This is a genomic window from Polaribacter aestuariivivens (assembly GCF_005885675.1).
GTDB lineage: Bacteria > Bacteroidota > Bacteroidia > Flavobacteriales > Flavobacteriaceae > Polaribacter > Polaribacter aestuariivivens.
Genome location: NZ_VANR01000001.1, coordinates 61,829 through 80,936 on the forward strand (window position 1 = coordinate 61,829; position 19,108 = coordinate 80,936).

General features: G+C 31.4%; 15 protein-coding genes and 3 tRNA genes. 4 read left to right on the plus strand and 14 right to left on the minus strand.

The window, feature by feature from the left end:
• The first annotated feature begins 207 nt into the window (after window positions 1-207).
• Window positions 208-471 (plus strand): hypothetical protein, encoded by a 264-nt coding sequence (locus FDT66_RS00240; RefSeq protein ID WP_138534148.1) that lies wholly within the window; start codon window positions 208-210, stop codon window positions 469-471.
• 163 nt (window positions 472-634) lie between these two features.
• On the opposite strand, the gene FDT66_RS00245 is transcribed toward FDT66_RS00240, so the two are convergent.
• Together FDT66_RS00245 and FDT66_RS00250 are read right to left on the minus strand one after the other, a co-directional pair.
• Window positions 635-708, minus strand: a tRNA-Arg gene (locus tag FDT66_RS00245).
• A 58-nt stretch (window positions 709-766) separates the two neighbouring features.
• Window positions 767-851, minus strand: a tRNA-Ser gene (locus tag FDT66_RS00250).
• A 241-nt stretch (window positions 852-1,092) separates the two neighbouring features.
• Between FDT66_RS00250 and aroC the strand changes: the two genes are divergently transcribed.
• The 3 genes from aroC (at window position 1,093) to FDT66_RS00265 (ending at window position 4,284) form a co-directional block, all read left to right on the plus strand.
• The gene (gene aroC / locus FDT66_RS00255; protein WP_138534149.1) at window positions 1,093-2,157 is read left to right on the plus strand and encodes a chorismate synthase; all 1,065 of its coding nucleotides are present in this window, start codon (window positions 1,093-1,095) and stop codon (window positions 2,155-2,157) included.
• A 128-nt stretch (window positions 2,158-2,285) separates the two neighbouring features.
• A complete protein-coding gene (locus tag FDT66_RS00260; RefSeq protein ID WP_138534150.1) occupies window positions 2,286-3,380 on the plus strand; it encodes a heparan-alpha-glucosaminide N-acetyltransferase domain-containing protein in 1,095 nt (364 codons plus the stop codon).
• A gap of 19 nt (window positions 3,381-3,399) precedes the next feature.
• Window positions 3,400-4,284: an alpha/beta hydrolase gene (locus tag FDT66_RS00265; RefSeq protein ID WP_138534151.1), complete on the plus strand. Its 885-nt coding sequence runs from the start codon at window positions 3,400-3,402 to the stop codon at window positions 4,282-4,284.
• A 54-nt stretch (window positions 4,285-4,338) separates the two neighbouring features.
• Here FDT66_RS00265 and FDT66_RS00270 read toward each other — a convergent pair whose 3' ends face one another.
• The 12 genes from FDT66_RS00270 to tuf all read right to left on the minus strand — a co-directional run bounded on the left by FDT66_RS00270 (window position 4,339) and on the right by tuf (window position 19,101).
• On the minus strand, window positions 4,339-5,850 hold the full coding sequence (locus tag FDT66_RS00270; protein WP_138534152.1) for an NADP-dependent isocitrate dehydrogenase: 1,512 nt from the start codon (window positions 5,848-5,850) through the stop codon (window positions 4,339-4,341).
• Between the two features lie 233 nt (window positions 5,851-6,083).
• Window positions 6,084-6,395 (minus strand): DUF3467 domain-containing protein, encoded by a 312-nt coding sequence (locus FDT66_RS00275; RefSeq protein ID WP_138534153.1) that lies wholly within the window; start codon window positions 6,393-6,395, stop codon window positions 6,084-6,086.
• Window positions 6,396-6,509: 114 nt separating this feature from the next.
• Window positions 6,510-10,784, minus strand: coding sequence for a DNA-directed RNA polymerase subunit beta' (rpoC, locus tag FDT66_RS00280; protein ID WP_138534154.1), 4,275 nt, complete (start codon window positions 10,782-10,784; stop codon window positions 6,510-6,512).
• A gap of 77 nt (window positions 10,785-10,861) precedes the next feature.
• A complete protein-coding gene (gene rpoB, locus FDT66_RS00285) occupies window positions 10,862-14,671 on the minus strand; it encodes a DNA-directed RNA polymerase subunit beta (RefSeq protein WP_138534155.1) in 3,810 nt (1,269 codons plus the stop codon).
• A 146-nt stretch (window positions 14,672-14,817) separates the two neighbouring features.
• Entirely contained in the window at window positions 14,818-15,195 is a 378-nt protein-coding gene (gene rplL, locus FDT66_RS00290; RefSeq protein WP_138534156.1) for a 50S ribosomal protein L7/L12, read from the minus strand.
• A 50-nt stretch (window positions 15,196-15,245) separates the two neighbouring features.
• The gene (rplJ, locus tag FDT66_RS00295) at window positions 15,246-15,761 is read right to left on the minus strand and encodes a 50S ribosomal protein L10 (protein ID WP_138534157.1); all 516 of its coding nucleotides are present in this window, start codon (window positions 15,759-15,761) and stop codon (window positions 15,246-15,248) included.
• A gap of 19 nt (window positions 15,762-15,780) precedes the next feature.
• Entirely contained in the window at window positions 15,781-16,470 is a 690-nt protein-coding gene (rplA, locus tag FDT66_RS00300) for a 50S ribosomal protein L1 (protein ID WP_138534158.1), read from the minus strand.
• A gap of 18 nt (window positions 16,471-16,488) precedes the next feature.
• Entirely contained in the window at window positions 16,489-16,926 is a 438-nt protein-coding gene (gene rplK, locus FDT66_RS00305) for a 50S ribosomal protein L11 (protein ID WP_138534159.1), read from the minus strand.
• Window positions 16,927-16,996: 70 nt separating this feature from the next.
• A complete protein-coding gene (gene nusG / locus FDT66_RS00310; RefSeq protein ID WP_138534160.1) occupies window positions 16,997-17,545 on the minus strand; it encodes a transcription termination/antitermination protein NusG in 549 nt (182 codons plus the stop codon).
• Between the two features lie 11 nt (window positions 17,546-17,556).
• Window positions 17,557-17,745 carry a preprotein translocase subunit SecE gene (gene secE / locus FDT66_RS00315; RefSeq protein ID WP_138534161.1) on the minus strand — a complete coding sequence of 63 codons (189 nt, stop codon included), beginning with the start codon at window positions 17,743-17,745 and terminating at the stop codon, window positions 17,557-17,559.
• A gap of 19 nt (window positions 17,746-17,764) precedes the next feature.
• Window positions 17,765-17,836: transfer RNA gene (locus FDT66_RS00320), tRNA-Trp, on the minus strand.
• 77 nt (window positions 17,837-17,913) lie between these two features.
• Window positions 17,914-19,101 carry an elongation factor Tu gene (gene tuf, locus FDT66_RS00325; RefSeq protein WP_138534162.1) on the minus strand — a complete coding sequence of 396 codons (1,188 nt, stop codon included), beginning with the start codon at window positions 19,099-19,101 and terminating at the stop codon, window positions 17,914-17,916.
• Window positions 19,102-19,108 lie beyond the last annotated feature (7 nt).

The window sequence follows — 19,108 nt, forward strand, 5'->3', positions numbered from 1 at the left end:
AAAATTTATAATAAGTTCCAACATAACTAAAATTTAATTTTAGTTAATGATATTTATTATAATACATTATAAAGCTCCCTAACTTTACAAGTATTTTTATGTGCTATTATTTTATAATCGCAGAGAACTAAAATACAATCCCTACAGAAAGTTAGTATCTGAATTAAAATAATAGTTTTTATTAAAATTTATAAAAATTATTTAATTATGAAAAAAGTGTTATTAACATTAACATTTGTAGGGCTATTACTTACCAGTTGCCAACCAGTAAAAACAGAGTTAGAACATTATGAGTCTAACAAAGCTGTCGTTGAAAAAGAGTTTCCAAATTATCATATCACTTCATTTAGGCAGTTTAGCTATGTGTTTCAAGTTTCAAATCCAGAACATGTAATTAAAGTAACTTTAGACAATGCAATAATTGTTAAACAAGATACTTTAAAGGTTTTTTCAACAATTTCAAAAAGATAACTACTCCCCAAAAGTACGTTTATAAATCATTTAATTTTTTTAAATGTATATAGAGTAACTATTTTAGTTACTCTTTTTTTATTTTCAAAAATCACAAATATTATAACTTTCCAAACAGAAGTTAAGTAAAACAAAAAACCACACTAAAATAGTGTGGTTTATGTGAGCCCTGAAGGATTCGAACCTTCGACCGCCTCCTTAGAAGGGAGGTGCTCTATCCAGCTGAGCTAAGAGCCCTAATCAATACTTTTAAGAAATTCAAACCCTTGAATAATACAAGGGTTTGGTTTCTTAGCGGAGAAAGAGGGATTCGAACCCCCGGACCTGTTACAGTCAACAGTTTTCAAGACTGCCGCATTCGACCACTCTGCCATTTCTCCAAGGGTCTCATCAGGTATTCCCTGAATGCGGATGCAAATATATAAAGCTTTTTTAACTCCGTAAAATAAAAAAGCTATTATTTTTTATCTTTTTTGAATATCATTCATATATCAGCATATCTTATTCATTGTCAGGCTGTATTATAATATTGAAAACTATAGAAATCATTATAAATATAGAAAAATAAAATTTTCTAATAATCACTTTAGTATATTTGTAATCTAAATAAAAGCAAAAATAATGTCATTTAATTCTTTCGGAAACTTATTAAGAGTAACAACATATGGTGAATCTCATGGAACTGCAATAGGTGGTGTTATAGATGGGTTTCCTGCGGGTTTAAAAGTTGATTTCGATGCAATTCAAGAAGAATTAAATAGACGTAAACCTGGACAGTCTAAAATAGTTACTCAAAGAAAAGAACCAGATGCTGTAGAATTTTTGTCAGGAATTTTCGAAGGAAAAACTACAGGAACTTCAATTGGTTTTATTATTAGAAATACAAATCAAAAAAGTAAAGATTATAATCATAATACAAATATATACAGACCATCTCATGCAGATTATACGTATGATAAAAAATACGGAGTAAGAGATTACAGAGGTGGAGGAAGAAGTTCTGCGCGTGAAACCGCAAACTGGGTAGTAGCTGGTGCTTTGGCAAAACAATTAATTGCAAGTATTCATATAAATGCTTTTACCTCTTCTGTGGGTGATATTTTTATTGATAAACCGTATCAAGAGTTAGATTTTTCTAAAACTGAAAACAATGTTGTTCGATGTCCTGATGAGTCTTCAGCTGAAAAAATGATTGATAAAATTAAAGAAATTAGAAAAGCTGGAGATACTATTGGAGGTACAATTACTTGTGTTGCACAAAATGTTCCTGTCGGTTTAGGTGAACCTATTTTCAATAAATTACATGCGGAGCTAGGAAAAGCAATGCTATCTATAAACGCTGTAAAAGGTTTTGAATTTGGAAGCGGATTTTGTGGTGCAAAAATGAAAGGCTCTGAGCATAATGATGTTTTTGATGCTGATGGATCTACAAAAACAAACCTTTCTGGTGGAATTCAAGGTGGAATTAGTAATGGAATGGACATTTATTTTAGAGTCGCTTTTAAACCTGTAGCAACAATTATGAGTTCTCAGCAAACTATAAATTCTGATTTTGAAGTTACTGAAATCACTGGAAAAGGCAGGCATGATCCTTGTGTTGTTCCTAGAGCTGTTCCCATAATAGAAGCAATGACTGCTTTGGTTTTAGCCGATTTTTACTTATTAAACAAAACAAGAAAAGTATAAAAATATCTTATTATACTTTTTGTAAAAAACTTTATTTAAAAATTTTAATACAATTTAATTTATTCAATATAAATAAGTTTGTTTTATTTTTAATATTATATGAGTACATTTAATGCAAACAAAAAAAATTGAATCCTAAAAGGCTCTTTTTTATTGATATTATTCGTGCTTTTGCAATATTAATGATGCTTCAAGGGCATTTTGTTGACACACTTTTATCTAATAATTATCGAGATTTAAATTCAACTCCATTTATAATCTGGACCTATTTCAGGGGAATTACTGCTCCTACTTTTTTTACAATTTCTGGCTTAATATTTACTTATTTGCTCTTAAAAGCCAAAGTAAGAGGTGAAGAAAAAGTAAGAATGAGAAAAGGGTTGCTAAGAGGTCTGTTTTTAATTTTTGTAGGCTATATTTTAAGAATTCCTTTCTTAAGATGGCTTCAAGGAAATTTTAATTCCTATTTTTTAGTGGTTGATGTTTTACAATGCATAGGTTTGAGTTTAATCATAATTATAATATTATATTATTTATCAGCAAAAAAAACGTTTATTTTTTCCTTAATAACATTTATATTGGGGCTTGTTATTTTTGTAACTGAACCATTGTACAGAACATTAAATATTGAAAACATACCTATTTTATTTCAAAACTATATTTCTAAAAAAAATGGTTCTGTTTTTACAATTATACCATGGTTTGGTTATGTAGCATTTGGGGCATTCTTAGCAACAATTTTTCATAAATTTTTAATAAAAAAATATTTTAAAAAAATTATAATTTTTTTATTCCTGTTTTCTGGAATCATACTCATATTTTACTCTTCATACTTGTTATGTGAGCTTTCTAAAATTACACATATTCAACTATTTTTAGATGCAGCAAGTTATAATTATCTATTTACTAGGTTAGGAAATGTATTTATATATTTTGCATTATTTTATAGCTTTGAAAAATTTTTAAAATTTCCTCTTCTTTTAAAAATAGGTCAAAAAACACTATCTATATATGTTATTCATTTTATAATCATCTATGGAAGTTTTACCGGAATTGGTTTGAAAAATATTATTGGAAAAACATTAAATCCTAAACAGGTTATTGTTGGTGCTTGTCTTTTTTTAATTATAGTATGTTTCATTTCTTTCTATTATGTAAAAACAAATACATTTTTATACGCACAATTGAGAAAAGTATTTGATAAATTGAAAGGAAATAAATAAAAATTACGACTTAATAATTATGAAGTTTCACTACGCCTTTCTATTGTTTTTTATATCTCATATAAGTATCTCACAAACATTATATTTAGATAAAGTTACTACCGTTTCAAAAAAAACTTACACTTATAAAAAAACGAAAAAACAAAAGCTAAAATTAGATTTCTACAAACCAAAAAGAGTAAAAGAAGAAGTCCCTTTAATTATTTATGTTCATGGAGGTGGTTTTTCTGGAGGAAAAAGAAATGACGAAAACACTGTAGCCTTTGCTAATAAATTAGCAGAGCGTGGTTATGCAGTTGCATCAATTTCTTATAGATTGACAATGCAAAAACTTGGTTTTGGGTGTAACACAAGTTCTGAAGATAAAATCGAAGCTTTTAATAATGCTTCTGAAGATATTAGCTATGCTATTGATTATATTCTTAAAAATAAAAGAAAATTTAAAATTGATTCAAGTAAAATAATTTTAATAGGTACGAGTGCTGGTGCTGAGGCTATTTTAAACTTAGCATACATTTACGATAATAAAATATTGCCAGAAGATTTTAAATTTGCAGGAATTATAAGTATGGCAGGAGCATTAATTTCACTTGAAAAAATTACTTCTAAAAATGCTATTCCAATGCAACTTTTTCATGGTACAGATGATAGATTGGTACCTTACAACATAGCTCCTCATCACTATTGTAATGAAAAAGATAAAGGTTATTTAATGCTTTACGGCTCTAAAGCCATTGCTGATAAATTAAAAAAAATAGATAAATCATATTATTTATATACGATTAAAAATGGTGATCATAGTTGGTCTGGTAGACCAATGCAAGAATGTTTTAATGAAATTATTGATTTTTTATTTTATGATGTTTTAAAAAAAGAAAACAGACAAGCAGAGATTGAAGTATAAAAAAACAGCTGTAAAAATTACAACTGTTTACAAAAACATTAACATGTACACTATTTATTCTCCTTGTCCTAAAGAAAATCCTCTTTTACCGTCAAACTCGTATAAATTTTCAGTTTTAATAATCTCAAAACCTTGGTCATGTAATTTTGATTGTAGAGCAAGAACTTTTTCAAAAGTTACAGGGTTATATATTTTTTCTCCATCAACTTTAGAATCCACATCAACAAACCTACATCTCCAATGATCTGTACAATAAGTTTCTGGTAATCCATTAGGAAAAACTTTTACACCTCTATTTGTAATCATCTTAAGCTTCATTTTAAATGAATCTAAACTTGATAAAGCATCACCAATTATTTTTGGATCATTTCCTTTCCAATTGATAAAAACATCTACTCCAACTAAAACTTGTTTTTCTTCTTTCCTTTTATAAAGCGGTATTTCAATTTTTCCATTTCCGGAAGAAAAATTACTTATTGGTAATTTTGTAGGCTTTTTTCCCAAATTTTCAATAATTCTAGTTGCAAACTCACTTGTAGAAACAATTTCTTTAGTAATTTCTTCTTGATAAATATCAGCTGTATGATAACCATCTTCTAAAGTTTTTAACCATGCATTTTTAACAATATCTGCAATTTTAGTTTTACCTACATGAGACAACATTAAAATTGAAGCATTAATTAAACCTGATGGATTTGCAATTTTTTGACCAGCAATATCTGGTGCAGAACCGTGTATTGCTTCAAACATTGCTACATTAGAGCCAATATTTGCTGAACCAGCCATACCAACAGAGCCTGCAATTTCTGCAGCAATATCAGAAATAATATCTCCATATAAATTAGATGTTACAATAACATCATAGTTTTCTGGATTAGCTGCTAAGCGTGCAGAACCTATGTCTATAATTTGTGAATTATTTTCAATTTCTGGATACTCTAAAGCAATTTCTTTAAATACTTTATGAAATAATCCATCAGTTAATTTCATAATATTATCTTTAACCATACAGGTTACTTTCTTTCTGCCATAAGCTTTTGCATATTCAAAAGCATATCTTACAATTTTTTCACAACCAGGTCTTGTAATTAGCTTTAAACATTGCACTACATCTTGTGTTTGTTGATGTTCTATACCTGCATATAAATCTTCTTCATTTTCTCTTACAATTACAACGTCCATACCTGCAAAATTAGTTTCAACATAAGGAGCAAATGCACTTACAGGACGCACATTTGCAAACAATCCTAAAGATTTTCGAAGGGTTACATTTAAGCTTTTGTAACCTTTACCTTGTGGAGTTGTGATTGGTGCTTTTAAAATAATTTTATTTTTGTTTATAATTTCCCAAGCACTTTTTTCAATTCCTGACGAATTTCCAGACAAGTAAACTTTTTCTCCTAAATCAATTTTTTCTGGCTTTATGTTTGCACCAGCTGCGTGTAAAATTCGTAAAGTTGCATCCATTATTTCCGGACCAATTCCATCACCATAAGCAACTGCAATGTTTGTTACATCTTTTTTTTGTGTTTTTACAAAATGATTTTGTGTTTTTATATTTTCCATCATATAGTGTTTTAGTTATACAAAGATGAAAATTATTATTTATATATTTTTATATATGTTTTTTATGTTTTACATAAAAATTATTTATAATTAAATAAATATTCATATATCTTTAAATTTAAAATACAAGAAGTTAGAATAAATTATTTAAAGATAAGTTTATAAGTTACAAGTAAGTGATAATTGAATTTAAAATAAAAAAACCAAATCTTTCTGATTTGGTTTTCTTTATTTTAAGCCTGACCAGTAGGTCCAAAATTCATTGGAATTGGAGGTTGTTCGTAATCTTTAATTTCACCATGTTGCTGTTCAAATTTTCGAACATTATCTGCTAAAGCTTTTGATAATCTTTTTGCATGCTGAGGCGTTAATATGATTCTAGATTTTACTTTTGCTTTTGGTACACCTGGCATTATATTTATAAAATCTACAATAAATTCTGAAATAGAATGGTTGATAATTGCCAAATTAGAATAAGTTCCTTCAGCTATTTCTTGATCTAATTCTATATTTAATTGTCCTTCTTTATTTTGATTTTCTTCCATAATTTAGTTTTATTTCTAAATGAATAACTGTAAAAATAAAAAAGTTGAATTGAATACTATAATTAATTTACAGTAAACAATTCAACTTTTAAAATATTAACGTTTCAACGTTTATTAGAAACTTTGTTCTATTTCGTCTTTTGGTCCAACAATAATCTTATCGTAAGCTCTCATTCCTGTTCCTGCTGGTATTTTCTTACCTACAATTACATTCTCTTTTAAGCCTTCTAAAGTATCAATTTTTCCATTTACAGCTGCTTCGTTTAATACTTTTGTAGTTTCTTGGAAAGAAGCTGCAGATATAAACGATTTAGTTTGTAATGACGCTCTTGTAATACCTTGCAATACTTGTTCAGCTGTTGCTGGTCTTGCATCTCTTGCTGTAACTAAGTTACTATCATTTCTTCTTAACAAAGAATTTTCATCTCTTAATTGACGAGCAGAAATAATTTGACCTGGTTTTAAGTTTTCTGAATCTCCAGCATCTTCAACAACTTTCATTCCGTAAATTGCATCGTTTTCTTCGATAAAGTCGTTTTTATGAATTAATTGATTCTCTAAGAACAATGTATCTCCTGAATCTATAATTCTAACTTTACGCATCATTTGACGTACAACAACTTCGAAATGTTTGTCGTTAATTTTTACACCTTGTAAACGATATACTTCTTGTATTTCATTTACTAAATATTCTTGTACTGCAGATGGCCCTTTAATTCTTAAAATATCTGAAGGAGTTGTTGCCCCATCAGACAATGGCATACCTGCTTTAATAAAGTCGTTTTCTTGAACTAATATTTGGTTAGAAAGTTTTACTAAATACTTACTAATATCTCCAGTTTTAGATTCAACAATAATTTCTCTATTTCCACGCTTAATTTTACCGAAAGAAACAACACCATCAATCTCAGAAACTACAGATGGATTAGAAGGATTACGTGCTTCAAATAACTCAGTTACACGTGGTAAACCTCCTGTAATATCTCCTGCTTTACCAGATTTTCTTGGAATTTTAACTAATGTTTTACCACTTTCTACAGCCTCTCCATCATCTACCATTAAGTGCGCACCTACAGGTAAACTATAAGAACGTAAAGCATTACCGTCTTTATCTTCAATAATTAACGAAGCAATGATTTTCTTGTTTTTAGAATCTGTAATTACTTTCTCTTGGAAACCTGTTTGTTCATCAATTTCTACAGCATAGTTCATACCTTGCTCTAAATTGTCAAACTTCACTTTTCCTGCGAATTCAGAAACTATTACACCATTAAATGGATCCCATTGTACAATAACGTCACCTTTTTTGATGGTTTTTCTATCTTTATCAAAGATAATTGAACCATAAGGTATGATGTTTGTACTTTGTGTGATTCCTGTTTTCTTATCAATAATTTTAATTTCTGCAGTTCTAGAAATAACAATATCAACATCGTTTCCATCATTATCTTTTCCAACAACAGTTCTTAAATCATCAATAACTACATTACCATCAAACTTTGCAACTAACTTATTGTCTTCAGAAATGTTTCCTGCAACCCCTCCAACGTGGAAAGTACGTAATGTTAATTGTGTACCAGGTTCTCCAATAGATTGTGCTGCAATTACACCAACTGCTTCACCAATTTGTATTTTGTTAAGTGTAGATAAACTTTGTCCATAACACTTAGCACAAATACCTTTAGAAGATTCACAAGATAATGGAGATCTTACTTCGATACTATCAATTCCAGATTTTTCTACTGCAATTGCTAATTGTGATGTTATTGGTTGATTTGCTTCTAAAAGTAAATCGTCTGTTACAGGATGATAAACATTGTTTAAAGAAATTCTACCTTCAATTCTATCTGATAAAGATTCTACAATTTCATCATTTTTTCTTAATGGAGCTACCTCTAATCCTCTTAAAGTACCACAGTCTTCTTCATTAATAATAACGTCTTGAGAAACATCTACTAATCTACGTGTTAAGTAACCTGCATCTGCCGTTTTTAAAGCGGTATCTGCTAATCCTTTACGAGCACCGTGAGTTGAGATAAAATATTCTAAAATTGATAAACCTTCTTTAAAGTTAGAAAGAATTGGGTTTTCAATAATTTCTCCACCACCAGCAGTCGATTTTTTAGGCTTCGCCATTAATCCACGCATACCAGTTAACTGACGAATTTGCTCTTTAGATCCACGTGCTCCAGAATCTAACATCATATATACTGAGTTAAATCCTTGTTGGTCTTCACGTAAATTTTTCATAGATAATTCAGTTAATCTGTTGTTGGTAGATCCCCAAACATCAATTACCTGATTGTAACGCTCTTTTTGCGTTAGCATACCCATGTTATAGTTTCCTACGATGATATCTACTTCTTTATTAGCTTCATCAATCATAGATTGTTTTTCATCAGGAATAATAATATCTCCTAATGAGAATGATAAACCACCTTGGAAGGCAAATTTATAACCCATGTTTTTTATTTCATCTAAGAAAGCTCCTGTTGTTGGAATATCTGTGGCTTTTAAAATACCTCCAATAATTCCACGTAAATTTTTCTTAGTTAAAACTTCATTAATATAACCAGCAGCAGCAGGAACTTTTTCATTAAATAAAACTCTACCAACAGTAGTTTTTATAATTTTAGTTACTTGCTCTCCGTTTTCATCAATATCTTGGGTTCTTACTTTAATACCAGCATTTAAATCTACCTTTTCTTCGTTAAAAGCAATGGTAACTTCTTCTGGTGAATAGAAAGTTAATCCTTCTCCTTTAATTTTTACTTCTGGAGTAGAAATTCTTTCTTTTGTCATATAGTAAAGACCCAAAACCATATCTTGAGAAGGTACAGTTACTGGAGCACCATTTGCTGGGTTTAAGATATTATGAGAAGCCAACATTAATAATTGTGCTTCTAAAATAGCTTCTGGCCCTAATGGTAAATGAACCGCCATTTGATCTCCATCAAAATCTGCATTAAATGCAGAACATGATAATGGATGTAATTGTATAGCTTTCCCTTCAATTAACTTTGGTTGGAAAGCTTGAATACCAAGTCTGTGTAATGTAGGAGCTCTGTTTAATAAAACTGGATGTCCTTTAATTACATTTTCTAAAATATCCCAAACAACTGGTTCTTTTCTATCTATTATTTTCTTTGCAGATTTAACTGTTTTTACAATTCCTCTTTCAATTAACTTTCTAATTACAAAAGGCTTGTAAAGTTCAGCTGCCATATCTTTTGGGATACCACATTCTGACAGTTTTAATTCTGGTCCAACAACAATTACAGAACGTGCTGAGTAATCTACACGTTTTCCTAATAAATTCTGACGGAAACGTCCTTGTTTACCTTTTAATGAATCTGATAAAGATTTTAAAGGTCTGTTAGATTCTGTTTTTACTGCTGATGATTTACGTGTGTTATCAAATAATGAATCTACAGATTCTTGTAACATACGTTTTTCATTACGTAAAATAACTTCTGGAGCTTTTATCTCTACCAATCTTTTTAAACGATTGTTTCTGATAATAACTCTACGATATAAATCGTTTAAATCTGATGTTGCAAAACGACCTCCATCTAATGGAACTAAAGGACGTAATTCTGGTGGAATTACTGGAATTGCCTTCATTATCATCCATTCAGGATTGTTTTCTCTATTTTTTTGAGAATCTCTAAATGCTTCAACAACATTTAAACGCTTTAAAGCTTCTGTTTTACGTTGTTTAGAAGTTTCAGTATTCGCTTTATGTCTTAAATCAAAAGATAATTGGTCTAAATCAATTCTAGCCAATAAATCAATTAAACATTCAGCTCCCATTTTTGCAATAAACTTATTTGGGTCTGTATCTTCTAAATATTGATTTTCTTGTGGTAATTCATCAACAATGTCTAAATATTCTTCTTCTGTTAAGAAGTCCATTTTTTGTAATGGTTCACCTTCAGGTCCTTTTGCAATACCTGGTTGAATTACTACGTATCTTTCGTAGTAAATGATCATATCTAACTTTTTAGATGGTAAACCTAAAAGGTATCCCATTTTGTTAGGTAACGATCTAAAGTACCAAATATGAGCTACAGGAACTACCAAGTTAATGTGTCCTACTCTATCTCTACGTACTTTCTTTTCTGTTACTTCTACCCCACATCTATCACAAACAATTCCTTTATAACGAATTCTTTTGTATTTTCCACAGGCACACTCATAATCCTTTACAGGACCAAAAATACGCTCACAAAACAAACCATCTCTTTCTGGTTTATGTGTACGGTAGTTTATGGTTTCTGGTTTTAAAACTTCTCCTCTTGAAGCTTCTAAAATAGCTTCTGGAGAGGATAAACCAATCGAGATTTTATTAAACTTTTTTACAGTGTACTTTTCTTGTTTTCTTGCCATGTCTTTTAATAAGTATTCAGTTGGCAGTATTCAGTTTTCAGTAGATTAAACTACTGAAAACTGGTTACTGAAAAAATTTATTCTTCTAATCTAACGTCTAAACCTAAACCTTTAAGTTCATGCATTAATACGTTAAATGATTCTGGTAAACCTGGTTCTGGCATAGATTCACCTTTTACAATACTTTCGTATGTTTTAGCTCTACCCATAACGTCATCAGATTTTACAGTTAAGATTTCTCTTAAGATACTAGATGCACCATATGCTTCTAATGCCCAAACTTCCATCTCTCCAAAACGCTGACCACCAAATTGTGCTTTACCACCTAATGGTTGTTGTGTAATTAATGAGTAAGGTCCAATAGAACGTGCATGCATTTTATCTTCAATCATGTGACCTAACTTAATCATATAGATGATACCAACTGTTGCTGGTTGATCGAAACGTTTTCCTGTTCCACCATCGTATAAATAAGTGTGTCCAAATCTTGGTACGCCTGCTTGATCTGTATATTCATTAATTTGATCTAAAGATGCTCCATCAAAAATTGGTGTTGCATACTTTTTATCTAATTTTTGACCTGCCCAACCAAGAACAGTTTCATAAATTTGACCAATGTTCATACGAGAAGGTACTCCTAACGGATTTAATACGATATCTACTGGAGTTCCATCTTCTAAGAAAGGCATATCTTCTGCTCTAACAATTCTTGCAACAATACCTTTGTTTCCATGACGTCCTGCCATTTTATCACCTACTTTTAACTTACGTTTTTTAGCGATGTAAACTTTAGCTAGTTTTAAAATTCCTGCTGGTAATTCATCTCCTACAGAAATTGTAAATTTTTGACGACGTAAAGATCCTTGTAAATCGTTTACTTTGATTTTATAGTTGTGAACTAATTCACCTACATAATCATTCAACTCTTTATCTGTTGTCCAAGATCCTGTTAAATGCACATAATCATCAACAGAATTTAACATTTTAAGTGTATACTTTTTACCTTTTGGTAAAACTTCTTCACCTAAATCATTAAATACACCTTGAGAGGTTTTTCCACTAATTAAAGTGAATAATTTCTCAATTAATTCATCTTTTAAAGCTTCAAATTTAGAAACGAAAGATTGTTCTAAAGTTGCTACTGCTTCTTTATCTCTTAATCTCTTGTTTTTATCTTTTACAGCTCTTCTAAATAATTTTTTATCAATTACTACACCTCTTAATGATGGAGAAGCTTTTAATGATGCGTCTTTTACATCACCAGCTTTGTCACCAAAAATTGCACGAAGTAATTTTTCTTCTGGAGTTGGATCAGATTCTCCTTTTGGTGTAATTTTACCAATTAAGATATCACCAGGGTTTACTTCTGCTCCAATTCTAATCATTCCATTTTCATCTAAATCTTTCGTAGCTTCTTCAGAAACGTTAGGAATATCATTAGTTAACTCTTCAGTTCCTAATTTTGTATCTCTTACGTCTAAAGAATACTCATCAATATGAATAGATGTAAATATATCTTCACGAACTACTTTTTCAGAAATCACAATTGCATCCTCAAAGTTATACCCTTTCCATGGCATAAAGGCTACTTTCATGTTTCTACCTAAAGCTAATTCACCTTGTTGTGTTGCATAACCTTCACAAAGAACTTGTCCTTCTTCAACCTTATCACCTCTTTTTACAATTGGTTTTAAGTTTATAGATGTTCCTTGATTGGTTTTTCTAAATTTAATCAAGTCGTAAGAAACTTCGTCTGAATCAAAGCTAACCATTCGCTCTTCTTCTGTTCTATCGTACTTAATTGTAATTTTATTTGCATCTACATATTCTACGACTCCACTTCCTTCTGCATTGATTAAAATACGAGAATCTTTTGCAACTCTACGTTCTAAACCTGTACCTACTATTGGAGATTCTGGGCGTAATAATGGAACTGCTTGACGCATCATGTTAGATCCCATTAATGCACGGTTTGCATCATCATGTTCTAAGAACGGAATTAAAGATGCTGAAATGGATGCAATTTGGTTTGGAGCAACGTCCATATAATCAATCACATCTGGAGAAACTACCGGAAAATCTCCTTCTTCACGTGCAATTACTCTTTCTTCAACGATACTTCCATCTTGATTAAGTTCTAGATTAGATTGAGCAATTTTTTTACCTTCTTCTTCTTCTGCACTTAAGTAAATTGGTTCGTCTTTTGCAACTATACCATTATCTACTTTTCTATATGGAGTTTCAATAAATCCTAAATTATTCACTTTTGCAAAAACCGAAAGTGAAGAAATTAGACCAATGTTTGGTCCTTCTGGAGTTTCAATTGGACATAAACGACCATAGTGTGTATAGTGTACGTCACGCACCTCAAAACCAGCTCTTTCTCTCGATAAACCTCCTGGTCCAAGAGCAGACAATCTACGTTTATGTGTGATTTCTGCCAATGGATTGGTTTGATCCATAAACTGAGATAATTGATTTGTTCCAAAGAAAGAATTAATTACAGATGATAATGTTTTTGCGTTTATTAAATCGATAGGTGTAAATACTTCATTATCACGTACATTCATACGCTCACGAATTGTTCTTGCCATACGAGCTAAACCAACGCCAAATTGACCTGCTAACTGTTCTCCAACAGTTCTAACTCTACGATTTGATAAGTGATCAATATCATCTACCTCTGCTTTAGAGTTAATTAACTCAATTAAATATTTAATAATTGTAATAATATCTAACTTTGTTAATACTTTCTGGTCTATAGGTTCATTTAACTGAAGTTTAGTGTTCATTCTAAAACGACCAACTTCACCTAAATTATATCTTTGTTCAGAAAAGAATAACTTATCTATAATACCTCTTGCAGTTTCTTCATCTGGCGGTTCTGCATTACGTAATTGTCTATAAATATGCTCTACTGCTTCTTTTTCAGAGTTAGTAGGATCTTTCTGTAATGTATTGTGAATAATAGCATAATCTGCCATATGGTTATCTACTTTATGTAGTAAAACCGTTTTAGCACCTGCTTCTATAATTTCATCAATGTGTTCTTTTTCTAAAATAGTATCACGATCAAAAATAATTTCATTTCTTTCTATAGAAACAACCTCACCTGTATCTTCATCAACAAAATCTTCATGCCAAGTTTTTAAAACTCTAGCAGCTAATTTACGTCCTAATACTTTTTTTAATCCAGCTTTAGATACTTTGATTTCTTCTGCCAAATCAAAAATTTCTAAAATATCTTTATCTCTTTCAAAACCAATGGCTCTGAATAGTGTAGTTACTGGTAATTTTTTCTTTCTATCAATATAAGCGTACATCACTTGATTGATATCGGTAGCGAATTCTATCCAAGATCCTTTGAAAGGAATAACTCTTGCTGAATATAATTTTGTACCATTTGCGTGGAATGATTGCCCAAAAAATACACCTGGTGATCTGTGTAATTGAGATACTACCACACGCTCAGCACCATTGATTACAAAGGTACCTGAGTTTGTCATATAAGGGATTGTACCAAGATATACATCTTGTACAATAGTTTCGAAATCTTCGTGTTCTGGATCTGTACAGTACAATTTCAAACGTGCTTTTAAAGGCACACTGTGTGTTAAACCTCTTTCAATACATTCTTGAATTGAGTATCTTGGAGGATCTACGAAGTAATCTAAAAATTCTAAAACGAATTGATTTCTTGTATCTGTAATTGGAAAGTTATCCATAAAGGTTTTGTACAAACCTTCTTCACCTCTTTCTTCTGCTTTAGTTTGAAGTTGGAAAAAATCTTGAAAAGATTTAACCTGAATATCCAAAAAATCTGGATATTCCTTAATCATTTGAGAAGTAGCGAAGTTGATTCTTTCAGTAGTGTTTTTCGTTGCCAAAAGAGAATATTTTTTTGATTAAAATCTGAATTAAAATAAAGAACGAATATATACACAAAATGGTTTAGGACTAAAAACGAATGTTTTTAGTACCTAAACCTAAATTTGTTGTCCCGTTTCTGTATATAAAAAACGGGATTAAAAGCTTATTTAAGCTCTACCTCAGCTCCAGCTTCTTCTAAAGATTTTTTAAGACCTTCAGCCTCATCTTTAGATACACCTTCTTTTACTGCTGCAGGTGCGCTATCTACGATACCTTTAGCTTCTTTTAAGCCTAATCCAGTTAATTCTTTAACTAATTTTACTACTGCAAGTTTAGAACCTCCAGCTGCTGTTAAAATTACGTCGAATTCAGTTTGCTCATCTGCTGCATCATCTCCACCACCTGCTGCTGGACCTGCTACTGCTACTGCTGCTGCAGCTGGCTCAATACCGTATTCGTCTTTTAAGATAGTTGCTAATTCGTTAACTTCTTTTACAGTTAAGTTAACTAATTGTTCTGCGAAATCTTTTAAATCTGCCATTTTAATTGTTTTTAAAAATTTTGTTTATTATAGTTTATTTGTGCGCGTAATTATTTTTCAGATAACGTTTTGATAATACCTGAAAGTGTTTGTCCTCCAGACTGTAATGCCGAAATAACATTCTTAGCTGGTGACTGTAATAATCCAATAATTTCACCAATTAACTCTTCTCTAGACTTAATATCTACTAAAGCGTCTAATTGATCATCTCCAATATATACAGATTCTTCTGCATAAGCACCTTTTAATAAAGGCTTCTTAGATTTTTTTCTAAATTCTTTGATTAATTTTGCTGGAGCATTTGCTGCTTCAGAAATCATCATTGAAGTATTACCTTTTAATGTTGTTGGAAGTTCACCAAAATCTTTGTCTGATGCTTCCATTGCTTTTGCAAGTAATGTATTTTTTACAACTGATAATTGAACACCTGCTTTAAAACAAGCTCTACGTAAATTAGAGGTAGTCTGAGCATTAAGTCCAGAAATATCTGCTAAATATAACGTGTTAGTGTCTGCTAATACTGCTGTTAAATCTTGTATTACTTGTGATTTTTCTTCTCTAGTCATAATTATAAGTTTTAACGTATTAAACAGTTTTTACTTCAACAGCAATACTAGGACTCATAGTACTAGACATAAAAACGCTTTTTACATACGTTCCTTTTGCAGTTGTAGGTTTCAATTTAATAATTGTTTGTATTAACTCGTTTGCATTTTCTTCAATCTTTTTAGCATCAAAAGATACTTTTCCGATTGCCGCATGTACGATTCCAGTTTTATCAACTTTAAAGTCAATTTTACCAGCTTTTACATCTTGAACAGCTTTTGCAACATCCATTGTTACTGTACCTGTCTTTGGGTTAGGCATTAAACCTCTTGGACCTAAAACTCTTCCTAAAGGACCTAACTTTCCCATAACACTAGGCATTGTAATAATTACATCTACATCTGTCCAACCTCCTTTGATTTTTTGAAGATACTCATCTAATCCTACATAGTCAGCTCCAGCTTCTGTAGCTTCAGCTTCTTTATCAGGAGTTACTAATGCTAAAACTTTTACATCTTTACCAGTTCCGTGAGGTAATGTTACTACGCCTCTTACCATTTGATTTGCTTTACGAGGATCAACTCCTAAGCGTATTGCTAAATCTACTGATGCATCAAACTTTACATTAGTAATATCTTTGACTAACGCAGAAGCAGCAGCTAAATCATAAGATATTGAATTATCTAATTTTGCGTAAGCTTCTTTTTGCTTTTTTGTTAATTTTGCCATTTTCTTACTTTTTAAAGTTTATGCTGGTGCATTACCTTTTACTGTTAAACCCATAGAACGTGCTGTACCTGCAATCATACGCATTGCTGAAGAAACTTCAAAGGCATTTAAATCTACCATTTTATCTTCTGCAATTACTTTAATTTGATCCCAAGTAACAGATGCTACTTTCTTTCTGTTTGGTTCACCTGAACCTTTTTTAATTTTGGCCGCTTCTAGTAACTGAACTGCTGCAGGAGGAGTTTTTACAAGAAAATCAAATGATTTATCTTTGAAAACAGTAATAACAACAGGTAATACTTTACCTTGTTTGTCTTGCGTTCTTGCATTAAACTGTTTACAGAACTCCATAATGTTAACACCAGCAGCACCTAAAGCGGGTCCAACCGGCGGCGATGGATTCGCTGCGCCTCCCCTTACTTGTAACTTAACTACTTTACTAACTTCTTTTGCCATTTTAAAAATGTTTAATGATTTATTTTAAGTTGGAAGCCAAAAAATAAATCGGTATATATTTGTGTAACAATTATATCTTTTCTACTTGCATATAACTTAACTCTAATGGTGTTTTTCTTCCGAATATTTTCACCATTACCTCAAGTTTACGCTTTTCTTCATTAACTTTTTCTATAGTTCCATCAAATCCATTAAATGGACCATCTACAACCTTTACAGTTTCTCCTACATTAAAAGGAATAGCTATATTTTCATCTTGAACGGAAAGTTCATCAACCTTACCTAGCATTCTATTAACTTCAGATTTTCTCATTGGTACAGGTTCACCTCCTTTAGTTTCACCTAAGAAACCTATTACACCTGTAATTGCCTTAATAACGTGAGGCACTTCTCCTGAAAGATTTGCTTCAACCATAATATAACCAGGGAAATAAACTCTTTCTCTGTTTACTTTCTTTCCATTTCTTATTTGAACTACTTTTTCTGTAGGAACTATCACTTGACTAACATAGTCCGACAAACCTACTCTAGAAATTTCTGTCTCGATATAAGATTTAACTTTATTCTCTTGTCCTCCAATGGCCCTCACAACATACCATTTCATTACTGAATCAGCCATAATTTATTTTCTTAAAATAATTTGAAAAAGTTATCTAATCCAGTTTGAAAAACATAATCTATACCAGCAACAGCCAACGCAAACAAAATTGTAAACACTGCAACAGTTACTGTTGTTTTTTGAGCCTCTTCTTTAGATATCCACGTCATGTGGTTATTTAATTCCTCAAAAGAATCTTTGATATATTGTATAAAGTTCATTTTTCTTTTTTATATTTTGCACGGGCGGAGAGATTCGAACTCCCGACAGCTGGTTTTGGAGACCAGTGCTCTACCGCTGAACTACGCCCGTTTATTATTCATTGATAAAGGTATTCCGTAAAAAACGGAATACCTTTTATATTTATCAACTAATAAACTAATTAAATATTAGTCTAATAATTCAGTTACTTGACCTGCTCCAACTGTTCTACCTCCTTCACGGATTGCAAAACGTAAACCTACATTTAATGCGATTGGCTGAATTAAATCAACTGTAATTGTTAAGTTATCTCCTGGCATAACCATCTCAACACCTGAAGGTAAATTAATAGTACCTGTTACGTCAGTAGTTCTTACATAGAACTGTGGACGATAGTTGTTATGGAATGGAGTGTGACGTCCACCTTCTTCTTTTTTAAGAACATATACCTCTGCTTTAAACTTAGCATGTGGAGTTACAGAACCTGGCTTACAGATTACCATTCCTCTTTTGATATCTTCTTTTGCAATACCTCTTAATAAGATACCCGCGTTATCTCCAGCCTCACCTCTATCTAAGATTTGACGGAACATTTCAATACCAGTAATTGTAGATGTCATTTTTTCTGCACCCATACCGATAATATCTACAACATCTCCAGTGTTTGCAATTCCAGTTTCGATACGTCCAGTTGCTACTGTACCACGACCTGTGATTGAAAATACATCTTCAACTGGCATTAAGAAATCTTTATCAACTTCTCTTAATGGCTCTTCAATCCAAGTATCACAAGCTTCCATTAATTCTAAAACTGTATCTACCCATTTTTGCTCACCATTCAAAGCACCTAAAGCAGAACCAGAAACAACAGGACCATTATCTCCATCATACTCATAGAAAGATAATAATTCTCTAACCTCCATATCTACTAATTCTAAAAGCTCCTCATCATCTACCATATCAACTTTGTTTAAAAAAACAACGATACGAGGAATACCAACTTGACGACCTAATAAGATATGCTCTCTTGTCTGTGGCATTGGACCATCTGTAGCAGCAACAACTAATATTGCGCCATCCATTTGTGCAGCACCAGTTACCATGTTCTTAACGTAATCGGCGTGACCTGGACAATCTACGTGAGCGTAGTGACGGTTAGCTGTTTGATATTCTACGTGTGATGTGTTAATTGTAATACCTCTTTCTTTTTCTTCAGGAGCGTTATCAATCTGATCAAAAGATCTAGCTTCAGAGAATCCTGCATCAGCTAATACTTTAGTAATAGCCGCAGTTAAAGTTGTTTTACCGTGATCTACGTGTCCGATAGTACCAATATTTAAGTGTGGTTTCGAACGGTCAAAAGTTCCTTTTGCCATAATTATT

Excerpts from the sequence above, each read along its gene's own strand:
- FDT66_RS00240 (WP_138534148.1), top strand. The coding sequence starts at position 208 with ATGAAAAAAGTGTTATTAACATTAACATTTGTAGGGCTATTACTTACC.
- aroC (WP_138534149.1), top strand. The coding sequence starts at position 1,093 with ATGTCATTTAATTCTTTCGGAAACTTATTAAGAGTAACAACATATGGT.
- FDT66_RS00265 (WP_138534151.1), top strand. The coding sequence starts at position 3,400 with ATGAAGTTTCACTACGCCTTTCTATTGTTTTTTATATCTCATATAAGT.
- FDT66_RS00270 (WP_138534152.1), bottom strand. The coding sequence starts at position 5,850 with ATGGAAAATATAAAAACACAAAATCATTTTGTAAAAACACAAAAAAAA.
- FDT66_RS00275 (WP_138534153.1), bottom strand. The coding sequence starts at position 6,395 with ATGGAAGAAAATCAAAATAAAGAAGGACAATTAAATATAGAATTAGAT.
- rpoC (WP_138534154.1), bottom strand. The coding sequence starts at position 10,784 with ATGGCAAGAAAACAAGAAAAGTACACTGTAAAAAAGTTTAATAAAATC.
- rplL (WP_138534156.1), bottom strand. The coding sequence starts at position 15,195 with ATGGCAGATTTAAAAGATTTCGCAGAACAATTAGTTAACTTAACTGTA.
- rplJ (WP_138534157.1), bottom strand. The coding sequence starts at position 15,761 with ATGACTAGAGAAGAAAAATCACAAGTAATACAAGATTTAACAGCAGTA.
- rplA (WP_138534158.1), bottom strand. The coding sequence starts at position 16,470 with ATGGCAAAATTAACAAAAAAGCAAAAAGAAGCTTACGCAAAATTAGAT.
- rplK (WP_138534159.1), bottom strand. The coding sequence starts at position 16,926 with ATGGCAAAAGAAGTTAGTAAAGTAGTTAAGTTACAAGTAAGGGGAGGC.
- nusG (WP_138534160.1), bottom strand. The coding sequence starts at position 17,545 with ATGGCTGATTCAGTAATGAAATGGTATGTTGTGAGGGCCATTGGAGGA.
- secE (WP_138534161.1), bottom strand. The coding sequence starts at position 17,745 with ATGAACTTTATACAATATATCAAAGATTCTTTTGAGGAATTAAATAAC.
- tuf (WP_138534162.1), bottom strand. The coding sequence starts at position 19,101 with ATGGCAAAAGGAACTTTTGACCGTTCGAAACCACACTTAAATATTGGT.